This is a genomic window from Kocuria sp. LUK, assembly GCF_021012935.1.
GTDB lineage: Bacteria > Actinomycetota > Actinomycetes > Actinomycetales > Micrococcaceae > Kocuria > Kocuria flava.
This window is the reverse complement of sequence record NZ_JAJMZI010000004.1, coordinates 300,161-320,525: the sequence shown is the minus strand read 5'-3', so window position 1 is coordinate 320,525 and position 20,365 is coordinate 300,161. Positions and strand designations below refer to the sequence as shown.

15 protein-coding genes are annotated in these 20,365 nt (G+C 76.7%); 7 read left to right on the top strand and 8 right to left on the bottom strand.

Annotated features, from left to right (window positions below; translation table 11 throughout):
* Window positions 1-8 precede the first annotated feature (8 nt).
* Entirely contained in the window at window positions 9-1,127 is a 1,119-nt protein-coding gene (locus LQU92_RS09425) for an alanine--glyoxylate aminotransferase family protein (RefSeq protein WP_230780182.1), read from the bottom strand.
* Between the two features lie 71 nt (window positions 1,128-1,198).
* On the bottom strand, window positions 1,199-2,590 hold the full coding sequence (locus LQU92_RS09420) for an 8-oxoguanine deaminase (protein ID WP_374229677.1): 1,392 nt from the start codon (window positions 2,588-2,590) through the stop codon (window positions 1,199-1,201).
* Window positions 2,591-2,940: 350 nt separating this feature from the next.
* Between LQU92_RS09420 and LQU92_RS09415 the strand changes: the two genes are divergently transcribed.
* Together LQU92_RS09415 and LQU92_RS09410 are read left to right on the top strand one after the other, a co-directional pair.
* Window positions 2,941-3,435, top strand: a complete 495-nt coding sequence (locus tag LQU92_RS09415; RefSeq protein WP_058857194.1) for a nucleoside deaminase — start codon at window positions 2,941-2,943, stop codon at window positions 3,433-3,435.
* 10 nt (window positions 3,436-3,445) lie between these two features.
* Window positions 3,446-5,020, top strand: coding sequence for a nucleobase:cation symporter-2 family protein (locus LQU92_RS09410; protein WP_230780180.1), 1,575 nt, complete (start codon window positions 3,446-3,448; stop codon window positions 5,018-5,020).
* A 23-nt stretch (window positions 5,021-5,043) separates the two neighbouring features.
* Here LQU92_RS09410 and xdhC read toward each other — a convergent pair whose 3' ends face one another.
* The 4 genes from xdhC to LQU92_RS09390 form a co-directional block, all read right to left on the bottom strand.
* Complete coding sequence (gene xdhC / locus LQU92_RS09405) at window positions 5,044-5,847, bottom strand: xanthine dehydrogenase accessory protein XdhC (RefSeq protein WP_230780178.1); 804 nt, start codon at window positions 5,845-5,847, stop codon at window positions 5,044-5,046.
* Between the two features lies 1 nt (window position 5,848).
* On the bottom strand, window positions 5,849-8,221 hold the full coding sequence (xdhB, locus tag LQU92_RS09400) for a xanthine dehydrogenase molybdopterin binding subunit (RefSeq protein ID WP_230780175.1): 2,373 nt from the start codon (window positions 8,219-8,221) through the stop codon (window positions 5,849-5,851).
* Entirely contained in the window at window positions 8,218-9,732 is a 1,515-nt protein-coding gene (locus LQU92_RS09395) for a xanthine dehydrogenase small subunit (protein ID WP_230780172.1), read from the bottom strand. Before LQU92_RS09395 ends, xdhB begins: the two co-directional genes overlap by 4 nt.
* Window positions 9,733-10,041: 309 nt before the next feature.
* Window positions 10,042-13,536, bottom strand: a complete 3,495-nt coding sequence (locus tag LQU92_RS09390; RefSeq protein WP_230780169.1) for a bifunctional proline dehydrogenase/L-glutamate gamma-semialdehyde dehydrogenase — start codon at window positions 13,534-13,536, stop codon at window positions 10,042-10,044.
* Window positions 13,537-13,683: 147 nt separating this feature from the next.
* Here LQU92_RS09390 and LQU92_RS09385 point away from each other — a divergent pair, with 147 nt between their 5' ends.
* On the top strand, window positions 13,684-14,607 hold the full coding sequence (locus tag LQU92_RS09385; protein WP_230780166.1) for a LysR family transcriptional regulator: 924 nt from the start codon (window positions 13,684-13,686) through the stop codon (window positions 14,605-14,607).
* A gap of 13 nt (window positions 14,608-14,620) precedes the next feature.
* On the opposite strand, the gene idi is transcribed toward LQU92_RS09385, so the two are convergent.
* Complete coding sequence (gene idi, locus LQU92_RS09380) at window positions 14,621-15,178, bottom strand: isopentenyl-diphosphate Delta-isomerase (protein WP_230780165.1); 558 nt, start codon at window positions 15,176-15,178, stop codon at window positions 14,621-14,623.
* A 119-nt stretch (window positions 15,179-15,297) separates the two neighbouring features.
* On the opposite strand from idi, the gene LQU92_RS09375 reads away from it, so the two are divergent.
* From LQU92_RS09375 to LQU92_RS09360, 4 genes are all read left to right on the top strand, one after another.
* Window positions 15,298-16,233: a pseudouridine synthase gene (locus LQU92_RS09375; protein WP_180814639.1), complete on the top strand. Its 936-nt coding sequence runs from the start codon at window positions 15,298-15,300 to the stop codon at window positions 16,231-16,233.
* Window positions 16,230-17,429 carry a DUF418 domain-containing protein gene (locus LQU92_RS15320; protein WP_230780161.1) on the top strand — a complete coding sequence of 400 codons (1,200 nt, stop codon included), beginning with the start codon at window positions 16,230-16,232 and terminating at the stop codon, window positions 17,427-17,429. The genes LQU92_RS09375 and LQU92_RS15320 overlap by 4 nt, the downstream gene beginning before the upstream one ends.
* A 65-nt stretch (window positions 17,430-17,494) precedes the next feature.
* Entirely contained in the window at window positions 17,495-18,721 is a 1,227-nt protein-coding gene (locus LQU92_RS09365) for a glycoside hydrolase family 76 protein (protein ID WP_230780159.1), read from the top strand.
* Window positions 18,722-18,783: 62 nt separating this feature from the next.
* Window positions 18,784-19,326, top strand: a complete 543-nt coding sequence (locus LQU92_RS09360) for an NUDIX hydrolase family protein (RefSeq protein ID WP_230780157.1) — start codon at window positions 18,784-18,786, stop codon at window positions 19,324-19,326.
* A gap of 24 nt (window positions 19,327-19,350) precedes the next feature.
* Here the strand turns inward: LQU92_RS09360 and LQU92_RS09355 are convergent, their stop codons facing one another.
* Window positions 19,351-20,349, bottom strand: a complete 999-nt coding sequence (locus LQU92_RS09355) for an FUSC family protein (protein WP_230780155.1) — start codon at window positions 20,347-20,349, stop codon at window positions 19,351-19,353.
* Window positions 20,350-20,365: the final 16 nt, after the last annotated feature.

The window sequence follows — 20,365 nt, the reverse complement described above, 5'->3', positions numbered from 1 at the left end:
GGAGGGTCTCAGGCCTCGCGGATCGCCCGGCCGAGCGCGTCCAGCACGAACGCCGCCGACTCCTCGGTGGCGTTGGGGCCCATGAGCCCGATCCGCCACACGCTCGAGGCGTGCTCCTTGACCCCGGCGCCGATCTCGAGGGAGAAGTGCTCGAGCAGGTGGGCGCGCACGCGCGCGGAGTCCACGCCCTCGGGCACCTTCACCGTGGTCAGCTGCGGCAGCCGGGCGCCCTCGGCGGCGAAGAGCTCCAGGCCCATCTCCTGCAGCCCGGCCTGGAGGGCCTCGCCCGCGCGCCGGTGGCGGTCCCGGACCGCCTCGAGGCCCTCGTCGAGGATCCGCTCGAGGGCGGCGTCGAGGGAGGCGATCATCGCGGTCGGGGCGGTGTGGTGGTAGGTCCGGGCCCGGCCCTGGGCCTCGCCCACGTAGCCGCCGAGCATCCCCAGGTCCAGGTACCAGGAGCGGGGGTGCGGCACGCGCCGGTCGAAGGCCGCGTCCGAGATCGTGAACGGCGCCAGGCCCGGGGCCACGCCCAGGCACTTCTGGGTGCCGGCGTAGCCGATGTCCACGCCCCAGTCGTCGGCGCGCAGCTCGCTGCCGCCGATCGAGGTGACCGCGTCCACGAGCAGCAGCGCGTCCCCCTTGAGCTCGCCCAGGGCGGCGATGTCCGAGCGGACGCCGGTGGAGGTCTCGGCGTGGACCGCGGCGATGACCTTGGGGGCGGGGTGGGCCTCGGCGACCCGCTGCGGGTCCACCGGCTGCCCGTAGGGGAAGTCCACGCGCACGACCTCGGCGCCGCAGCGGGCCGCGACGTCGCACATGCGCTCGCCGAAGAGGCCGTTGACGGCCACGACGACGACGTCGCCCTCCGCCACGGTGTTGACGAAGGCGGCCTCCATCCCGGCCGAGCCGGTGGCGCTCAGCGGCAGCGTCCGCCGGTTGGCGGTGCCCCAGACCTGGCGCAGGCCCTCGCAGGCGCGGTCCATGATCTCCAGGAACGCCGGGTCGAGGTGGCCCAGCAGGGGCCGGGCCAGGGCCTCGGTGGCCTCGGGGTAGGGGTTGGACGGGCCGGGACCGAACAGGCGGCGCTCGAGCACGCCGGTGGTCCGCTCCGCACGGGTCAGGGTCACGCTGGTCTCCTCGGGTCGGTGGATTCGGTCGTCCCGCCAGCCTAGCCGGGGCGTGCGGCGGGGAGCCGACCTCAGCCCACGAGCCGGCGGGCGGCCGCGGTGTGGGCGGCGATCAGCTCCTCCAGGTCCAGGCCCTCGATCCGCCCGTCCGTCACGAGCCACCGCCCGCCGACCATGACCCGGTCGGCCCGGTCGGCCCCGCACAGCAGCAGCGCCGAGAGGGGGTCGTGGGCGCCGGAGAAGCGCAGCCCGTCGAGGCGGAACATCGCGAGGTCGGCCTGCGCGCCCGGGCGGAGGACCCCGAGGTCCTCCCGGCCCAGCAGCCGGGCGGACCCGCGCGTCGCCCACCCCAGGGCCTGCCGCACCCCGACCTGGGCGCCGTAGCGCAGCCGCTGCACGTAGAGCGCCTGGCGGGCCTCGAGCAGGAGGTTGGAGGCGTCGTTGGAGGCGGAGCCGTCCACGCCCAGGCCCACGGGCGCCCCGGCGTCCTCGAGCTCGAGCGCCCGGCACGTCCCGGAGGCCAGGCGCATGTTCGAGCTGGGGCAGTGGGCCACGCCGACGCCGGCGGCGCCGAGCCGGCCCACCTCGTCGTCGTCGAAGTGGATGCCGTGGGCCAGCCACGTGCGGTCCGTGAGCCAGCCGGTGGACTCGAGGTAGTCGACGGTGCGCAGCCCGAAGCGCTCCCGGCAGAACTGCTCCTCGTCGACGGTCTCGGCGAGGTGGGTGTGCAGGCGCACGTCCAGCTCCTGCGCGAGCACGGCCGTGTCCCGCATGATCTCGCGGGTCACGGAGAACGGCGAGCACGGGGCGAGCGCGATCTGGATCCGTGCCCCGGGGCCGCGCTCGTGGTGGGCGGCGACGAGCCGGGCGCTGTCGGCGAGGATCGTCCCCGCCTCCTGCACGGTCTCCTGCGGGGGCAGCCCGCCGTCGCGGCGCCCGAGGCTCATCGAGCCGCGGGTGAGCACGGCGCGCATCCCCAGGGCGCGGGCGGCCTCGACCTGCACGTCCACCGAGTGCTCCATGCCGTCGGGGAACAGGTAGTGGTGGTCGGCGGCGGTGGTGCACCCCGACAGCAGCAGCTCGGCCATCGCGGCGGTCGTGGCCAGGCGCAGGTCCTCGGGGGTGAGCCGGGCCCACACGGGGTAGAGCCGGGTCAGCCAGGGGAACAGGGGGACGTCCACCACCGGGGCCCAGGCGCGGGTGAGGGTCTGGAAGAAGTGGTGGTGGGTGTTGATCAGCCCGGGCAGCAGCACGTGCTCGCGCGCGTCGAGGACGGTGCACGGGCCGGCGGCGGGCGTCCCGCCGGCGGGCACGAGCTCCACGACCGTGCCGGCGGCCGTGTCGACGACGACGCCGCCCGCGGCGGCGGCGTCCCGGTCGGCGGTGTCGTCGCCGGTGAGCACGGCGAGGGGCTCGCGCAGCCACAGCAGGTCGCGGCGGGCGAGGGCGGGGTCGGTCGGCACGGGGTCTCCTCGGGTCGCGGGCGTCGTGCGCCGGCGCCGCCCGCCCCGGGCCTCGCCGGGGGCGGCGCGCGGCGCCGCCAGCTCAGTGAGGTCCTGTCTGCTGATCCAGGAGACCGCTCACGCGGCCGCCAGGACCGTAGCACGCGCCCCGGGCGGCGTCCACGCCCCAGATCTCCGGGCGCGGCGGTCGTTGTGAGCCGGATCACGGCACGGTAGCCTCGATCTCGCCAACGGCGGGTCCGCGACGGACTATCTACCAGGCAACCGCATCAGTCACCACGCAGCGGCCGCCACCGGCGCACGACCCCGGGTCCCCGGACGCGGCGCTGCCCCCACCCCGGGAGCTGCCCATGAGCACCGACCAGATCTCCGTCCCGCCCGGAACCACCGAGCACCTGCGCGAGGCCGTCGCCCTCGCCGTCGACAACGCCGTGGCCGACGGCGGCCCGTTCGGGGCCGTCGTCGTGACCGCCGACGGGCGCCGCTTCACGGGCGTCAACCGCGTCACCGCCGACAACGACCCGACGGCCCACGCGGAGGTCCAGGCGATCCGCGCCGCCTGCCGTGCGCTCGGCACCTTCGACCTCTCGGGCGCGGCCCTCTACTCGAGCTGCGAGCCGTGCCCCATGTGCCTGGCCGCCTCCCTGTGGGCGCGCCTGGAGACGGTGTACTTCGCGGCCGACCGCCACGACGCGGCCGCCGGCGGCTTCGACGACGCCGCGTTCTACGACTACTTCGCCACGCCGGTGGAGGAGCGCTCCCTGCCCGTGCGCGCCGTGGACCTCGAGGAGCGCACCGCGCCGTTCGAGGCGTGGAGCGCGAACACCACCCGGACCGACTACTGAGGACCCCGCCATGCGCGACTCGACGACACGACCCGCCGCGGCGCCCGCCCGTCCCGAGGACGAGCGGCTGGGCCTCGGCCGGTCCCTGGCCTACGGCCTCCAGCACGTGCTCACGATGTACGGCGGGATCATCGCCGTCCCCCTGATCGTCGGCGGGGCCGCCGGCCTCGACGCCACGGACACCGGCCTGCTGATCGCCTCCTGCCTGTTCATCGGCGGGCTCGCCACGATGCTGCAGAGCTGGGGGCTGCCGTTCTTCGGCTCCCAGCTGCCGCTCGTGCAGGGCGTGTCCTTCGCCGGTGTGGCGACCATGCTCGCGATCCTCCAGGACGGCGGGGACCTGCGGGAGGTCTTCGGCGCCGTCCTGGTCGCCTCGCTGATCGGCCTGGTCCTCGCCCCGTTCTTCTCCCGGGTGGTCCGGTTCTTCCCGCCCGTGGTCACCGGGGTGGTCATCACGACCATCGGGCTCACGCTCATCCCGGTGGCGGCGAACTGGGCGATGGGCGGCAACGCGCAGGCGGAGGACTACGGCAGCCTCGGCAACATCGGGCTGGCCGCCCTGACCCTGGCCCTGGTGCTGCTGCTGTCGAAGGTCGGCAGCGCCGCCCTGTCGCGGCTGTCGATCCTGCTGGCGATCGTGGGAGGCACCCTCGTCGCCGTGCTGCTGGGCGCGGCCGACTTCTCGGCCGTGGGCGAGGGCCCCGTCCTCGCCGTGCCCGAGCCGTTCGCGTTCGGCCTGCCGACCTTCGGGATCGCGGCGATCGTCTCCATGACCATCGTGGTGCTCGTGACCATGACGGAGACGACGGCGGACATCCTCGCCGTCGGCGAGATCGCGGGGACCCGCGTGGACTCCCGGCGCATCGCGGACGGACTGCGCGCGGACATGCTCTCCTCGGCCGTGGCACCGGTGTTCAACTCCTTCACCCAGACGGCCTTCGCCCAGAACGTGGGGCTCGTGGCGATCACCGGAATCAAGAGCCGGTTCGTGGTCACCGCCGGCGGGGCGATCATGCTGGTGCTCGGGCTGCTGCCCGTGCTGGGGCGGGTCGTCGCGGCCGTGCCCACGCCCGTGCTGGGCGGGGCGGGGGTGGTGCTCTTCGGGACCGTGGCCGCCTCCGGGATCCGCACCCTCGCCCGCGTGGACTACCGCTCGGGGATGAACCTCGTCGTCGTCGCCGTGTCCCTGGCCTTCGGGCTGATCCCGGTGGTCGCCCCCACGTTCTACGACGCGTTCCCCTCGTGGTTCGGGATCATCTTCCACTCGGGCATCAGCTCCGCGGCGGTGATGGCCGTGCTGCTCAACCTCGTGTTCAACGAGCTGCGCGCCGGCAACCGGGCCGACGCCTCGGTGCTCGCCGCGACGCCGCCGCGGATGGTGCGCTCCGCGCAGCTGAGCGCGCTGCAGGACGGCGACTACTTCCAGGACGGGGAGCTCTTCGACGCGGAGGGCCGGCCGGTCCCGGCGGTCACCGACGACGAGTACGAGCACGTGCGGGCGCGGATCGAGGCCGGCGAGATCACCGACACCACCCAGATCCCGCGCATCCTGCGCCGGGACGGGCAGGACCGCCCGGGCGGGTGAGCGGCGGGCCCCGCACCGGCCGCTCAGCCGGTGCGGGGCCCGAGCCGGCCCAGCAGCTCGGCGGCGACGCCGATCGCGATGACGGCCGGGGCCTTGCCGGGCACCCCGGGCAGGCCGATGGGGCACCGGATCTCGTCGACCGCGGCCTCGTCGTGGCCCTCCGCCCGCAGCCGGGCGCGGAAGCGGGCCCACTTCGCGGCCGAGCCGATCAGCCCGACCGAGGCGAGGTCCCCGCGGCGCAGCGCGGCGTCGCACAGCAGGAAGTCCTCGGCGTGGTCGTGGGTCATGATCAGCACGTGGGCCCCGGCCGGCAGCTCCTGCAGGGCGGTCTCCGGGGCCGGGCCGCCGTGGCGGAGCACCTGCGCGGGCCCGTCCAGGACGCCGTCGAGGCGCTCCGGGGCCAGCTGCCCCTCGCGGCTGTCGACCAGGTGCAGGCGCACGGGCAGCCGGGAGAGCACCCGGGCCAGCTCCCGGCCCACGTGGCCGACCCCGAAGACGGCGACCGCGGGACGGGCCGGGACGGGCTCCAGCAGGACGTCCACCACCCCGCCGCAGCACTGCCGGCCGTGCTCGACGGGCGCGTGCTCGTTGAGGGCGAACTGCAGGGTCTCCGGGGCGGTGGCCCCCGCCGCGAGCAGCGCCCGCGCCCGGTCGACCACGGTCGCCTCGAGATTGCCCCCGCCGATGCTGTCCCACTCGCCCGCGGCGCCGACGACCATCTTCGCCCCGGCCTCGCGCGGGGCGTGGCCGCGCACGGCGAGCACCGTGGCCAGCACCGCGGGCGCCCCCTCCGCGCGCAGGCGCTGGAGGGCCTCGAGCCAGTCCACCTCAGACGGTCGCGACGCGCGCCGGGGCGGGCGTGCCCGCCTCCGCGCCGGCGCGGGCCGCCTGCACGGCCCAGAACACGGCCTCCGGGGTGGCGGGGCTGGCCAGGTCCACGGACCGGCCCGCGGGCCCGAAGGAGGCGACCGCCTCGCGCAGGGCCTCGCGGACGCTGAAGGCGAGCATCAGCGGCGGCTCCCCCACGGCCTTGGAGCCGTAGACGACCCCGCTCTCGGTGGCCCGCTCGAAGAGGTGGACGTGGAACTCCTCGGGCATCTCCGAGAAGCTGGGCAGCTTGTAGGTGCTCGCCGCCTGGGTGGTCAGCCGGCCGCGGGCGGGCCCGTCCGACTCGTCCCAGCGCAGGTCCTCGAGGGTCAGCCAGCCCAGGCCCTGCACGAAGCCGCCCTCGATCTGCCCGACGTCGATCAGCGGGGAGAGGCTGTCGCCGACGTCGTGGACGATGTCGGTGCGCAGCACCCGGTAGGCGCCCGTGAACCCGTCGACCTCCACCTCGGAGACGGAGGCCCCGTAGGAGAAGTACTTGAAGGGCTCGCCCTGCATCCGGGAGCTGTCCCAGTGCAGCCCCTCGGTGCGGTAGTAGCCGGCGGCCCACAGGGACACGCGCTGGAAGTAGGCGTCCCGCACGAGGTCGGCGAAGGGGATCCCGGCGTCGTGGAAGCCGATGCCGGTGACCGTGCCGCCGGCGAAGCGGACGTCGTCGGGGTGGATGCCCAGCTTCCGCGCGGCGACCTCGGCGAGCCGGTCGCGGATCTGCTCGCAGGCGTTCTTCACGGCCCCGCCGTTGAGGTCGGCCCCGGAGCTGGCGGCCGTGGCGGAGGTGTTGGGGACCTTGTCGGTGCGGGTGGGGGCCAGGCGCACGACCTCCAGGGGCACCCCGAGGGCCGTGGCGGCGACCTGGCGCATCTTGGTGTGCAGGCCCTGGCCCATCTCCGTCCCGCCGTGGTTGATCAGCACCGAGCCGTCCTTGTAGACGTGCACGAGGGCGCCGGCCTGGTTGAACGCGGTGAAGTTGAAGGAGATGCCGAACTTCACCGGGGTCACCGCGAGTGCCCGGCGGGTGTCCGGGTGGGCCGCGTTGAACGCGGCGATCCCGGCGCGGCGCCGGTCCACGTCCGCGCGGTCGAGCACCTGCTGCCAGACCGCCCGCAGCCGCTCGGCGTGGCGCACCGGCTGGCCGTAGGGCGTGGTCTGGCCGGGGGCGTAGAAGTTGCGCTGGCGCAGCTCCGCGGGGTCCAGTCCGAGCAGGGGGGCGCAGCGGCCGAGGACGTCCTCGATGATCAGCATCCCCTGGGGTCCGCCGAAGCCGCGGAAGGCGGTCTGGGAGGTCTTGTGGGTGCGGGCGATCCGGCCGTGGACCTCGACGTTGGGGATCCAGTAGGCGTTGTCGATGTGGCACAGCGTCCGGGCGAGCACGGGTTCGGACAGGTCCAGGCTCCAGCCGCCGTCGCTGGTGACGGTGGCGCGCAGGGCCTGCAGCCGCCCGCCGTCGTCGAAGGCCGCCTCCCACCGGGCGTGGTAGGGGTGGCGCTTGCCGGAGAGGGTGATGTCCTGGGTGCGGGTGAGCCGCACCCGCACGGGGCGCCCGGTGAGCACGGCGCCCAGCGCGGCGACCGCCGCCCAGCCGTGGGGCTGCATCTCCTTGCCGCCGAAGCCCCCGCCCATGCGCAGGCACTGGACGGTGACCTCGTGGCTGTGCAGGCCCAGCACGTGGGCGACGATCTCCTGGGTCTCGGTGGGGTGCTGGGTGCTGCACTGGACGAAGACCTGCCCGCCCTCGTCCACGGTGGCCAGGGAGGCGTGGGTCTCGAGGTAGAAGTGCTCCTGGCCGCCGAAGGAGAACTCCCCCTCGAAGCGGTGGGCGGCCGCGGCCAGGGCGGCCTCCGCGTCCCCGCGGCGGACGGTGGGCGCCATCCCCTGGAAGCTGCCGGCTTCGACGGCCTCCGCGAGGGTGACCAGGGCGGGCAGGGGCTCGTAGGCGACCTCGACGGCCTCCGCGCCCAGGCGCGCCGCCTCGAGGCTCTCGCCGAGCACCCAGCACACCGCGTGGCCGTGGAACATGACCTCGCGGGGGAACAGGGGCTCGTCGTGCTTGGTGCCGGCGTCGTTGACCCCCGGCACGTCCTCGGCGGTGAGCACGCGCACCACGCCGGGCACGCGCAGGGCCGGGGCGGGGTCCAGGGCGGTGACCAGGGCGTGGGCGTGGGGGGCCTGCACCGGCCACGCGTGGAGCACGTCCTGGCTGCGCACCACGAGGTCGTCGGTGTAGAGCGCGGTGCCGGTCACGTGCAGGGCGGCGTGCTCGTGGGCGACGGGGACGCCGACGACGGGGTCGACGGGGCGGTCGGCGAGGGACTTCATCGGGAGACCTCCGGGACGGTGGCGGGCTGCGTCTGCGCCCAGAACTTGAGCAGGGCCTGCTCGAGCATGGCCGAGCGGTAGCGGGCGGAGGCCCGCATGTCGTCGATCGGGGTGCCCTCGCCGGCCATCGTGGCCGCCGCGGCGGCGACCGTCTCGCGGGTCCACGGGCGGCCGGTGAGGGCCTGCTCGGTGCGCGAGGCCCGGATCGGGGTGGCGGCCACCCCGCCCAGGCCGATCCGGGCGGCGGCGACCGTCCCGCCGTCGAGCTGCACGGCGACGGCCACGGCGACGCTGGAGATGTCGTCGAAGCGGCGCTTGGCGATCTTGTGGAAGGCGACCTGCTCGGCCAGCGGGCGCGGGATGCGCACGGCCCGGATGATCTCGTCGGGGCGGCGGACGCTCTGCCGGTAGCCCGTGTAGTACCCGTCGAGCGGGACCTCCCGCTCGCCCCCGGCCGAGGCCAGGACCACGGAGGCGCCCAGGGCCAGCAGCACCGGGGCCGAGTCCCCGATGGGCGAGCCCGTGCCGAGGTTGCCGCCGAAGGTCGCGGCGTTGCGGATCAGGCGGGAGGCGAACTGCGGGAAGAGCCGGTCCAGCAGCGGCACCCGCCCGGCGAGGCCGCGCTCGACCTCGGACAGGCTCAGCGCCGCTCCGATCTCGATCCGCTCCTCGCCCACCTCGAGCGCGCGCAGCGGCTCGAGCCGGTCCACGGCGAGCACCAGGGGCGGGCGGGCGTGGCGGATGTTGGCCTCCACGCCGAGGTCGGTGGCCCCGGCCACGAGCCGGGCCCGCGGCTCCCGGGCCAGGTGGCTGAAGAGCTCCTCGAGGTCGGCGGGCCGGACGAAGGCGGCGCCGTCCGCCGCGGCCCGGGTGGGGCGCGGGGCCGGCGCGGGCTCCTGCTGGCGCCGCAGCAGCTCGTCCCCGGCCTCCGGGGCGCCGAGGGCGTAGGCGGCGTCGCGGATGGGCCGGTACCCGGTGCAGCGGCACAGGTTGCCGCTGAGGGCGTGCAGGTCGAAGCCGTTGGGACCGCACTCGTGGTCGGCGGCGTGCTCCTCGCCCGCGGCGGCGGTGCCCGACCGCGGCACCGTGTCCGGCCCGGCCGCGGCGCCGCGGTCCGGGCGGTAGTACTCGGCGGCCATCGCGCACACGAAGCCGGGGGTGCAGTAGCCGCACTGGGACCCGCCGCGGGCGGCCATCTCCTGCTGGACGGGGTGGAGGCGGCCGGGGCCGCGGGGGCCGGGGGCGCTGCCCAGGCCCTCGGCGGTGACGATCTCCTGGCCGTCGAAGGCGGCGGCGGGCGGCAGGCACGCGTTGACCGCGGTCCAGCGGCTGCGCCCGGGGCCGTCCGGCCGGGCGACCAGCACGGCGCAGGCGCCGCACTCGCCCTCGGCGCAGCCCTCCTTGGCCCCGGTCAGCCCGCCCTCCCGCAGCCAGTCGAGCAGCCGGGTGTGCGGGCCGCTGCCCGCGCCGCTGCGCTCCTGGCCGTTGACCGTCACGCGGATCTCGTCCATGCCTCGTTGCTCCTCGCCGTGCGCCGCCCGCGGGGCCGGGCCCGGGGTCTGCCGGGTGCGCGCCGGGGTGCGCCGGCCGGGCCGGCGCACGTGACGCACACCACAGGGTTGCTGGTGGACGCGACTATACCGAGCGGGGAGCCTCCGCGCACCACGACACGGAACAGATCTTCCACGATGCGGATCACAGCGGAGGTGCGCAGACGGACCGTCACGGTGCTCCCCGCCCGCGGCCGGACCGTCCACGGCCCCGGCCGCGGGCACGGGTGCGCCCCGGCCCCCGCGGGGCCGGGGCGCACGGCCGCCGGCTCAGATCAGCCCGTCGGTGAGGTGGTCGGGGGTGCCGAACCGGTGGGCGGTGATGCTCACGGCCTGCTCCCGCAGGAAGGGCAGCAGCTCCACGCGGGGGGCCGCCGTGACGGGGTCGGCGTACACGGCCACGTCCGGGCGCCCGCCCGTGGCGGCGATCAGGCCCGCGCGGTCCCCGCCGACCAGGCGCACCCGCCCGGCGCCGGCCGCGGCGGCGCTCACCGACCACGCGTGCTCGTCCTCGACCCGCAGGTCCGCGCCGTGGGCGGCGAGGACGGCGGCCACCGGCGCGGGCAGCTCCTCCGCCGTGGAGACCGTCAGCGGGGAGCCGGCGCGCAGCCCGGCACCGAGCACGCGCAGCAGCTCGCCCACCGGTGCGTCCTTGCCGTGGCGCACGGTCACGGGCACCGGCAGGTAGCGGAAGACGTTGCGCTCGGCGTAGAGCTGCGAGACGTCGCGGGCCGCGCCGAACTCCTCCCCCCAGGCGGCGGCGTCCAGGCGCAGGGCCTGCTCGAGGCGCTCGGCCTCCGCGGCGTGGAGGACCCGCCGGGCGGCCGCGAGCAGCTCGGCGGCGGGGCCGTCCCCGAGCTCGCTCCCCGTCCCGCGCGGGGCGGCGGGCACCCACCCGCCGAGGCCGGTCAGGTAGTTGGGCCCACCGGCCTTGGTGCCGGGGCCGACGGCGGACTTCTTCCACCCGCCGAAGGGCTGGCGCCGGACGATCGCCCCGGTGATGCCGCGGTTGACGTAGACGTTGCCGGCCTCGACGTGCTCGAGCCAGTAGCCGATCTCGGCGGGGTCCAGGGAGTGCAGACCGGCGGTCAGCCCGTACTCGACCTCGTTCTGGACCGCGACGGCCTCCTCGAGGGTCTCGGCCGTCATCACGCCCAGGACGGGGCCGAAGTACTCGACCTGGTGGAACTCCGAGCCGCGGCGCACCCCGGTGCGGACTCCGGGGGTCCACAGCCGGTCCTCGTCGTCGAGCCGGCGCGGCTCGACCAGCCAGGACTGCCCCTCCTCGAGGGTGGTCAGCGCCCGGAGCAGCTTGCCGGAGGCGGGCTCGGTGAGCGGGCCCATCTGCGCGGCGGGGTTCGTGGGACGGTCCACGGTCAGGGAGGTGACCGCGTCGAGCAGCTGGTCGCGGAACCGGCGCGAGCGCGCCACCGAGCCGACGAGGACCACCAGCGAGGCGGCCGAGCACTTCTGGCCGGCGTGGCCGAAGGCGGAGTGGGCCACGTCCCTGGCCGCCAGGTCGAGGTCCGCGCTGGGGGTGACGACCAGGGCGTTCTTCCCGGAGGTCTCCGCCAGCAGGGGCAGGTCGGGGCGGAAGGAGCGGAACAGCTCGGCGGTCTCGTAGGCGCCCGTGAGGACGACCCGCTCCACCGCCGGGTGGGCGATCAGCTGCCGGCCGAGGGCCCGCTCCTCGAGGTCGACCAGGGACAGCACGGCGCGGTCGATCCCGGCGGCGTCGAGGGCCTCCCAGATCGCCTCGGCGACCACGGCCCCGCAGCGGCGGGTGGGGCCGGCGGGCTTGAAGACCACCGGGGAGCCCGCGGCGAGGGCGGACAGGGCGGAGCCGGCGGGGATCGCCACCGGGAAGTTCCACGGCGGGGTCACCACGGTCAGCCGCGAGGGGACGAAGCGGGCGCCGTCGACGTCGTCGAGCTCGCGGGCGCGCTCGGCGTAGTAGTGGGCGAAGTCGATCGCCTCGCTGATCTCGGGGTCGGACTGGTCCAGGGTCTTGCCCGCCTCGGCGGCGGCGACCTCGAGCAGCTCGGCCCGGCGGGCGGCGAGGGCGTCGCCGGCCCGGTGGAGCACCTCGGCCCGCTGCGCGCCGGAGAGCCGGGCCCAGCCGCGCCCGGCGTCCAGGGCGGCGGTCACGACCTCCTCGAGCTCGTCCTCCGTGCGCAGCCGGGCGGCGGCGACGGTGGCGGCCCCGGCGCGGGAGCCGGGCACCCGCGCGAGGATCTCCCGGCCCCAGGCGCGGTTGGCGGCCACGGCGGGGTCGGTGTCGGGCGTGCTCGCGAAGCCCTCGGTGGGGGCCGGGGGCTCGGGGCGGGTGCGGTCCTGGACCCGGTGGGGGGCCGGCACGGTGTCGTCGAGCGCGGCCAGGGAGGCGAGGAAGCGCTGCCGCTCGCGCTCGAAGGCGTGCTCGTTGCCGGCGAGCTCGAAGACGGCGGACATGAAGTTCTCGGGGCTGGAGCCCTCCTCGAGGCGGCGGACGAGGTAGGCGATGGCGACGTCGAACTCGGCGGCGTGCACCACGGGGGTGTAGAGCAGCAGGGAGCCGACCTCGCGCCGGACGGCCTCGGCCTGGCCGGTGGCCATGCCCAGGAGCATCTCGAACTCCACGGCCCCGCGCACCCCGCGCCGGCCGGCGAGCAGCCAGGCGAAGGCGACGTCGAAGAGGTTGTGCCCGGCCACGCCGATGCGCACGGCGTCCGTGTGCTCCGGGCGCAGGGCGTAGTCGAGGACCCGCTTGTAGTGGGTGTCGGAGTCCTGCTTGGTGGACCAGGTGGCCAGGGGCCAGTCGTGCAGGGAGGCCTCCACGCGCTCCATCGGCAGGTTGGCGCCCTTGACCACGCGCACCTTCACCGGCGCGCCGCCGGCGGCGCGCCGGGCGGCGGCCCACTCCTGGAGGCGGATCATCGCGGCCAGGGAGTCGGGCAGGTAGGCCTGCAGGACGATCCCGGCCTCGAGGTGCTTGAAGCGGGGCTGCTCGAGCAGGCGGGTGAAGACCGCGACGGTCAGGTCGAGGTCCTTGTACTCCTCCATGTCGAGGTTGACGAACTTCGGCTCGGGGGACGCCGCGGCCTGCTCGTAGAGCGGGGCGAGCTTGTCGACCACCTCGGCCACGGCCTCGTCGAAGGCCCACGGGGAGTGCGGGCCGACCACGGAGGAGACCTTCACGGAGACGTAGTCGACGTCCGGGCGGGCCAGCAGCTCGCGGGTGCCCTCCAGCCGGCGGTCGGCCTCGCGGGTGCCGAGCACGGCCTCGCCGAGCAGGTTGAGGTTGAGCCGGACCCCCTCGGTGCGGATCGCCGAGATCGAGCGCCCGAGCCGGCGCGGGTCGGCGTCCACGATCAGGTGCCCGACCATCTCGCGCAGCGCCCGGCGCGCGGCGGGGACGACGAGGCGGGGGGCCGCCGGGGCGAGGGCGCCGCCGGCGCGGACGGCCCCGCGCAGGTACCAGGGCAGGAACGCCGGGACGCGCGGGGCGAGCCGAGCCAGGTTGCGGGCGGCCACGGCGTCGTCCTCGGGGCGGACCACGCCGTCGACGAAGCCGACCGTGAAGTCCAGGCCGTGCGGGTCCTTCAGGACCCCGGCGAGGTGGCGGGCGGCGGCGTCGGCCGGGTACTGCTCGGCCTCGGCCAGCCAGCGGCGCACGAGGGCGACGGCCTCCTCGGCCAGCCCCTCGGGAAGGGACGCGTGGGCGACGGACTCCGGCGCGGGGCTCTCGTGCAGGACGGGGGCGGCCGGGGCGGGGACGGTGGTCATGTGGCTGCTCCGCTCGTGGAAGGGGACGTGTGGTGCATCCCACTATGGGGCCGCAGTGCGTTCGGATACAGTGAATGTTCTCGATGGGTGTTCGTCGGCGGAGCCGATGGATCGTGGGGCCGGGGATCCCGGCGGACGGGAGGGGCCGTGCTCGACGTCCGGCGGCTGCGGCTGCTGCGGGAGCTGGCGCTGCGCGGCACGCTCGCGGAGGTGGCCGAGGCCCTGAGCTTCAGCCCGTCCTCGGTCTCCCAGCAGCTGTCCGTGCTCGAGAAGGAGGCCGGGGTCGAGCTGCTGCGCAAGGTGGGGCGGCGCGTGCAGCTGACCCCGCAGGCGGAGATCCTCGTGGCGCGCACGGCGGAGCTGCTCGACGTCCTCGAGCGGGCGGAGGCCGACCTCGCGGCGTCGCTGAGCACGGTCACCGGCACCGTGCGGGTGGCCGTGTTCCAGTCGGCCGCGCTGGCGCTGCTGCCCGGGGCGCTGAGCGGGATGCGCCTGCGCTACCCCGAGGTGCGGGTCGAGATGGCCCAGACCGAGCCGGAGCGGGCCCTGTACGAGACGTGGATCCGCGAGTTCGACCTCGTGGTGGCCGAGCAGTACCCGGGCCACGCCGCGGCCCACCACCCCGACCTGGACCGGCGGGAGCTGGTCGCGGACGCGATCCGCCTGGCCGTCCCGCCCGAAGGGCCGTGGTCGGGGGTCACCACCCTCGAGCAGGCGCGGGAGCTGCCCTGGGTGATGGAGCCCCGCGGGGCGGCCTCCCGGCACTGGGACGAGCAGCTGTGCCGGCAGGCCGGCTTCGAGCCGGACGTGCGCTACGAGACCGCGGACCTGCAGGCCCAGACCCGGCTGGTGGCCTCGGGGCACGCCGTGGCGCTGATGCCGGACCTGATGTGGACGGCCGCTCCCAGCCCCTGCCGGCTGCTCGCCCTGCCCGGCGGCCCGCGGCGCACCGTCTTCACGTCCGTGCGCGGGTCGAGCGCGCGCCGGCCGGCGATCCTGGCGGTGCGCCAGGCCCTCGAGGAGGTCGCGGCGGAGCTGAGCGCCCGGATGGAGCCCGGGGCGCCCGCCTGAGTACCGCGGCCGGTCAGTCCCGGGCCCGCCCCGGGGCGCCGGCCGCCAGGGCCGCGCGCAGCCGCTCGTCGGCGAGCTGCTCGCGCAGCCAGGGGCTGAGCAGGAACGGGGCGGCCCCGACGGCGGCGAGGAGCTCGCCGGGGCGGATCCAGGCGGTCTCCGCGACCTCCTCCGGCAGCGGGTGCGGGGTGCCCGAGGCGCGGGCGAGGTAGACGGGGCAGAACTCGTTCTCCACGATCCCGGAGGCGTCCACGGCCCGGTAGCGGAACTCGGGCAGCACGGAAACGACGTCCGTGACGGCGAAGCCGAGCTCCTGGCCCGCCCGGCGGGCGATGCCCTCCTCGAGCGGCTCGCCCGGGCCGGGGTGGCCGCAGAAGCTGTTGGTCCACACCCCCGGCCAGGTGCGCTTGGACAGCGCGCGGCGGGTCAGCAGCAGCCGCCCGTCGTCGTCGAGGACGTAGCAGGAGAACGCCAGGTGCAGCGGGGTGTCCTCGGTGTGCACCTCCGCCTTGGGCGCGGTGCCGACGGGTCGGTGGGCGTCGTCCAGCAGGACGACCTCTTCGCGGGCCATGGCTCTCGTCCTTCTCGGGTCGGCGGCGCGGGGCCGCGCACGCCGTCCCCCATTGTGGCAGGCCCGGCGACGGGCGCGGCGGAGTGGACAACCGGGCCGCGGCCGACGACGATCGGGCCATGCCGCGCCGCCGCTCCCCCCGCTGCCCCCTGCCCCTGCGCAACGGCGTGGACCCGGTGCGGGTGCGCCTGCCCGAGGCGGACGCCTCCGGCACGGGCACGGTCCGCGGGTGGCTGCTGGCCCGGTTCCCGGCCTCGGCCGCGGAGCTCGCGGACCTGTTCGCCACCGGCGGGATCGTCGACGACGACGGGCGGCCCCTGCCGCCGGAGGCGCCCTTCGTGGCCGGTGCCGCGGTCTGGTACCACCGGGCCCTGCCGGAGGAGCCCGAGCTGCCCGGGGACCTGCCGGTGCTGCACGAGGACGAGTGGCTGCTCGCGGTGGACAAGCCGCACGGGCTGCCCACGACCCCGCGCGGGGGCTTCGTGGCGCAGAGCGCGCTGGTGAAGCTGCGCCGGGCCCGCGGCGAGGACCGGCTCTCCCCCCTGCACCGGCTCGACCGCGGCACGGCCGGGGTGCTGCTGCTCTCCCGCGACCCCGCCACGCGCGGGCGCTTCCAGACCCTGTTCCAGGACCGGGCGGTGGCCAAGGAGTACGAGGCGGTGGCCCCGCACGACCCGGACCTGGTGCTGCCGCGGGTGGTGGCCTCCCGGATCGTCAAGGACCGCACGTGCCTGCAGGCCCGGGAGGTCCCCGGGCCGGTGAACGCGCGCACGGCGCTCGAGCGCGCCGGGGCGCCCTTCGCGGACGACGACGGGTGCTGGGTGCGCTACCGGCTGCGGCCGGAGACGGGCCGCACCCACCAGATCCGGGTGCACCTGGCCTCCCTGGGCGTCCCCGTCCGCCACGACCCCCTCTACCCGCGGGTCCTGCCCGCGGGCGCCGCGGGGCCGCCGCTGCAGCTGCTGGCCCGCCGGATCTCGTTCGTCCACCCGGTCACGGGGGTGCCGCTGAGCCTGGTCTCCGGCCGCCGGCTGGCCTGCGGGGACGGCCGGTGAGCGGCACCGGGGCACCGGGCTCCCGGCGGGTTCCGGCCCCCGACGTGGCCCGGGGGCTGATGCTGTGGGTCATCGCCGTCGCCAACGTCACCGTGTGGCTGTGGGACGCCGGGCCCCTGGGCGGGCTGCGCGACCGCCCCCTGGGCACGGGCGCGTCCACCGCGGCGTGGACGGCCGACGACGCCGTGAACCTCGCCCTGTCCGCGCTCGTGGACGGGCGCGGCTTCCCGCTGTTCTCGTTCCTCGTCGGCTACGGGGTCGGTCAGCTCGCCGCCCGGGAGGCGGCGCGGGGCGCGGACCCGGCCACCGTGCGCTCCGTGCTGCTGCGCCGCTACGCGTGGCTCGCGCCGATCGGGGCGGCGCACGCGGTGCTGCTGTTCCCGGGGGACATCGTCACCGCCTACGCCGTGGGCGGGGTGCTCCTGGCCCTGCTCGCCCACGACAGCACGCGCCTGCTGCTGGCCCTCGCGGGGGCGGGCACGGTGCTGACCGCCCTCTACGGCGCCGCCTCCGCGGTCGCGGTCGACGGGCGCACCGCGTTCCCCGGCCTGCACGCCCCGACGGCCGCCGAGCACCTGGCCGCCACGGTCGCCGAGGGGCTCGGGGTCGTGGCCTACGCCCCGCTCCAGCTGCTCGGGCTGCTGCCCATGATGCTGCTCGGCCTCGCGCTCAGCCGCACCCGCGTCCTCGAGCGCCCCGGCCCGCACCGGCGGGCGATCCTGCTCGTCGCCGCGGTCTCGGTCGGGGCCGGGCTGCTCACCGGGACGGGCACGGGCCTGTTCACCGCCGGGCGGACCGACCCGGCCCCCGGCCCCCTGGCGCTGCTGACGGCCGCCGACGCCGTGACCGGTGCCGCCCAGGGAATCGCCTACGCCCTGCTGATCGCGCTGGTCTGCGACCGGGTGCTGCACGGGGCCCCGGCCGGCCCGGCGCACCCCGCGCTGTGGGCGCTGCAGGCCCTCGGGCGGCGCTCCCTCAGCGGCTACCTCGCCCAGTCCGTGCTGTTCACCGTGCTCATGCCGCCCTGGGCCCTCGGCCTCGGCGAGGACCTCGGCCCCGTGGACGCGCTGCTGGTCGGCACGTGCGTGTGGCTGCTCACCCTGCTCGCGGCCGTGCTGCTGGAGCGCCGGGGCCGGCCCGGACCCGCCGAGACCCTGCACCGGCGCCTGCACCTGGGCCGGCGCGTAGGCTCATAGCCGGGATCCGCCCGGGCACCCCGGCCGGCCCCCGACCCCTCCCCTCCCCCCGTCCAGGAGCCGCCATGACCGCCGTCCCCGATCCCGTCCCCGCCCCCCTCCGCCCGGCCGCCGGCGCCCCCGCCGCCGCCCGCGCGGAGACCGCCGCCCGCTCGGTCCGGCGGCTGTTCGGCGGGCGGGCCCTCGGGGTGCCGGGGACCCTGCTGGGCGCCCCCGCGCTGCCGCGCCCGGCCTCCCGGCGGGCGCCGTGGCACTACTGGTGGCAGGCGCACCTGCTCGACGCCCTCGTCGACGCCGGCCGGCGCGCCCTCGCCGCCGGGGACCGCCCGGCCGCCCGGGCGGCGGCCCGCGACGGCCACCGGCTGCTGCGCGGGATCACCCTGCGCAGCGGCGGGCGCGTGGACCGCAACTCCTACTACGACGACATGGCGTGGCTGCTGCTGGCCGTGGGCCGCCTCGCCGGCCTGGACCGGGAGCTCGGGGACCGCCCCGGCCTGGACTGCCTCGACGCCGGGGCGGCGCTGCTGGCCCGGCTCGAGCGCGGCCACACCGGCGACCTCGGCGGCGGGGTCTTCTGGAACGACGCCCACGACTACAAGAACACCGCCTCCTCGGCCCCTGCCGCGCTCGCCTTCGTGCGCACCCACCGCCCGGAGCGGGCCGACGCCGTGCTGACGTGGCTCGACGACGTGCTGTGGGACCCGGAGCGCCGGGTCTACCTGGACGGGGTGCGGCTGGTCGCGGCGGGCTCCGGCACCGAGGTGACGCGCCTGGACCGCGGCCTGCACAGCTACAACGCCGGGCCCGTGCTGGGCGCGCTGCTCGAGCTCGCCGACGCCCCCGGGACGGGATCCGTGCGGCGGCGGGAGCTGCTCGAGCGGGCGGGCGCCGTCGTCGAGGGCGCGGCCGGCGCGTTCTCCCGCGAGCACGCGGGCGCCCCGGTGCTGACCACCCACGGCGGCGGCGACGGCGGGCTGTTCACGGGCATCCTGGCCCGCTACCTCGCCGACGCCGCGGGCCACCCGGGGCTCGACGGGCGGGTCCGGGCCACGGCGGCCGGGCTCGTGGCCGCGACCGCCGAGGCCCTGTGGGCGGGGCGGCGGGAGTTCGACCCGGACGTGGACTTCGCCGACCCCGGGACCGGCGGGTCCGGGGAGACGGTGGCGGTCTTCTCCCCCGACCCGTTCCGCCCCGCCGACGAGGCGCAGCGGCCCGGGGTCCCGGTGGAGCTGTCCACCCAGGTCCAGGCCTGGACGGTGCTGGAGGCCGCCGCCCGCTCCGCTGAGCGCTGAACCGGCGGGTCGGCGCCCCCGCGGCCGTGGCCGCGGCGGGGCCCGTGGGATAGAACAGGGTCATGAACTTCCTCCGCACCCCCGACCCGAACCCCGGCTGGCTCAACGAGGACGACCTCCAGGAGGCCAGGCGGCGCCTGCCCATGGTCTACGTGCAGGCCCTGCCGGTGCGGCTCGACCCGCTGGGCTACCTCTCGGAGATCGGCCTGCTCCTGCAGGCGACCCCCGAGGGCGAGATGATGTACACCTTCGTGTCGGGACGGGTGATGTACCGGGAGACGATCCGGGCGGCGCTGCTGCGCCACCTCGAGAAGGACCTGGGGGCCATGGCGTTCCCGCAGCTGCCGGTCTCGACCACCCCCTTCGCCGTCGCGGAGTTCTTCCCCTCCCCCTCGGAGACGGGGCTCACCGACGACCGCCAGCACGCCGTGGCCCTGAGCTACCTCGTGCCCGTGCGCGGGGAGTGCAGCCCCCGCCAGGACGCCCTGCAGCTGTCGTGGCTGACCCCCGAGGAGGCGCTGAGCCCCGAGGTCCAGGCCGAGTTCGCCGGGGGCCGCGGGGACCTGGTGCGCCAGGCCGTCGCCCACGCCGGCTGGGGCCGCTGAGGTCCCTGCCCCGTCCGGGCCCGGTCAGTCCCGGGCCCGGCCGCGGGTCAGCCACACGACCGCGAGCCCGGACAGCGCCCCGATCACCGTCTCCACCGCCCGCGCCTGGAGCAGGTCCCCCGCGGCCGCCGGGGCGGCGAGCTGCGTCATCAGCAGCGCCAGCGGGGTGATGAACAGCAGGGCCACCGCGTAGTTGCGGCCCACGAACAGCTCCGCGAGGAACTGCAGCACCACGACCAACGCCACGGCGTGCCACGGCTGCAGCGGCACCGACAGCAGCGCCGCCGCGACGCCCACCCCGCCGAGGGTGCCCACCACCCGGTGGACCGCCCGCTCCACCCGGGCCCCGAGGTCCGGGGCAGCGATCGGGGCGGCGGCCGCGACCATGGCCCAGTAGCTGTGGGACAGGCCGCTGGCCGCGCCGAGGGCGCCCGCCACGGAGGTCGCCGCGAGGAACCGCCCGCCGTGGGCCCACAGCTGCCGGGGGTCCGCCTCCCGGTGGGCCGGCACGGCGGCCACGGGACCCGTCACCCCCTCCCCCGCCCAGCGCGAGGCGGCGCCCAGGGCCACGGAGAACGCGGCGGAGGCGGCGGCCAGGACCGCGGCGGTCCCCACCGGCGCCGCCTGCCCGAGGGAGCCGATCGCCCCCACCGCGAAGATCAGGAACACCGACCCCGCCGGGCGCAGCGCCCAGTGCGCGGCGGCCACGGCGCCGAGCGCGGCCACGACCGCGGTGACCGCCAGCACCACGGCCTCCGGGGCGCCGGCGAGCGCGGCGCCCAGGGCCACGCACAGGCTCAGGAGCAGCCCCGCCTGCGCCTGGTGGCGGAGGCGGTCGCGCGGCGGCTCGTGGCGGGCGTAGATCGAGGTGAACGCCCCGAAGGCGGCGTAGATCGTCAGGTCCGGGCGCCCGGCGGTCAGCAGGAGCACGAGCGGGACGGCCACCGAGACCGCGATGCGGGCGGCGGGCAGGTGGTCCTGCCGTGCGGGGTGCAGGGCGAACAGGCGCCGGAGCGGGCTCACGGAGGGGCGGCCGCCT

Excerpts from the sequence above, each read along its gene's own strand:
- LQU92_RS09395 (WP_230780172.1), bottom strand. The coding sequence starts at position 9,732 with ATGGACGAGATCCGCGTGACGGTCAACGGCCAGGAGCGCAGCGGCGCG.
- LQU92_RS09415 (WP_058857194.1), top strand. The coding sequence starts at position 2,941 with ATGAGCACCGACCAGATCTCCGTCCCGCCCGGAACCACCGAGCACCTG.
- LQU92_RS09375 (WP_180814639.1), top strand. The coding sequence starts at position 15,298 with ATGCCGCGCCGCCGCTCCCCCCGCTGCCCCCTGCCCCTGCGCAACGGC.
- LQU92_RS09410 (WP_230780180.1), top strand. The coding sequence starts at position 3,446 with ATGCGCGACTCGACGACACGACCCGCCGCGGCGCCCGCCCGTCCCGAG.
- LQU92_RS09365 (WP_230780159.1), top strand. The coding sequence starts at position 17,495 with ATGACCGCCGTCCCCGATCCCGTCCCCGCCCCCCTCCGCCCGGCCGCC.
- idi (WP_230780165.1), bottom strand. The coding sequence starts at position 15,178 with ATGGCCCGCGAAGAGGTCGTCCTGCTGGACGACGCCCACCGACCCGTC.
- LQU92_RS09390 (WP_230780169.1), bottom strand. The coding sequence starts at position 13,536 with ATGACCACCGTCCCCGCCCCGGCCGCCCCCGTCCTGCACGAGAGCCCC.
- LQU92_RS09360 (WP_230780157.1), top strand. The coding sequence starts at position 18,784 with ATGAACTTCCTCCGCACCCCCGACCCGAACCCCGGCTGGCTCAACGAG.
- xdhB (WP_230780175.1), bottom strand. The coding sequence starts at position 8,221 with ATGAAGTCCCTCGCCGACCGCCCCGTCGACCCCGTCGTCGGCGTCCCC.